This window comes from Variovorax sp. P4_D9 (assembly GCF_056401695.1).
Window position 1 is genome coordinate 1 of the sequence record NZ_JBFUIU010001676.1, and the last position, 722, is coordinate 722.

The following is a 722-nucleotide window of genomic DNA, read 5'->3' on the forward strand; positions in this document are numbered from 1 at the left end:
GTCCATAAAGAACGCGAAACGCGAAATGCCTTTATCGCAAACGAACTTACCGTGTAGCCGGGCACAGTTGTTTCCCCGGCGACTCGAGCGCAATGCATGCCGCGCCGGCCGTCGAGCCGGGAGACGACGAGGGCCGTGGAAGCACCCGCTCGACCCTTCTCCCAAAGTCATGCGTGTTGCCTTGATGCCTTGATGCACGGGTGAAACGATGCAACTCGACATCTTCGAACACGGCCGCGAGGTGATGCTGAGGAACGACGTTGTGCATGCGCTCGAGCGGCGCGACGCGTCGGCCGCTCTGCAAGCTTGCGATCGCCTTTCCCAAGAATATCCTGCCGACGACTCCTTGCCGTCGCTGCGCATTCTCACCGACTACATCGAGGCCGCCGAAGCCGGCCGCGACGATGCGTTTCGCGACCACGAATCCTTGCGCGAGGCGCGACAGATGCTGCAAGAGACGATCCGTCATGCTGCGCAGCGCACTTTCGGCGACCCGGGTGCCGCCGTCTGGCTCGCTGTGAGCTGGCAGGACATCGCACGCCGCGGCGGGTTGCTGGCCTTCGACGCGCGGGATCCGCAGGACCATGCAGCGCCGATGTGGCTGCGTGCAGGCAATTGGGAGGCCGCCGCGCAGACGGTCGCCACCATCGAATCGTGGCGACGCAAGCCGGCGCCGCTTGCCTGGATGGCCGAGGCCCGTTTGCATCTGTTCGGTCTGCGGG

At 64.8% G+C, this 722-nt stretch carries 1 pseudogene; it reads left to right on the forward strand.

Annotation, left to right across the window (positions count from 1 at the left end):
- Positions 1-208: 208 nt before the first annotated feature.
- Positions 209-722: pseudogene (locus AC1DY5_RS57715) on the forward strand (hypothetical protein); the annotation flags it as partial.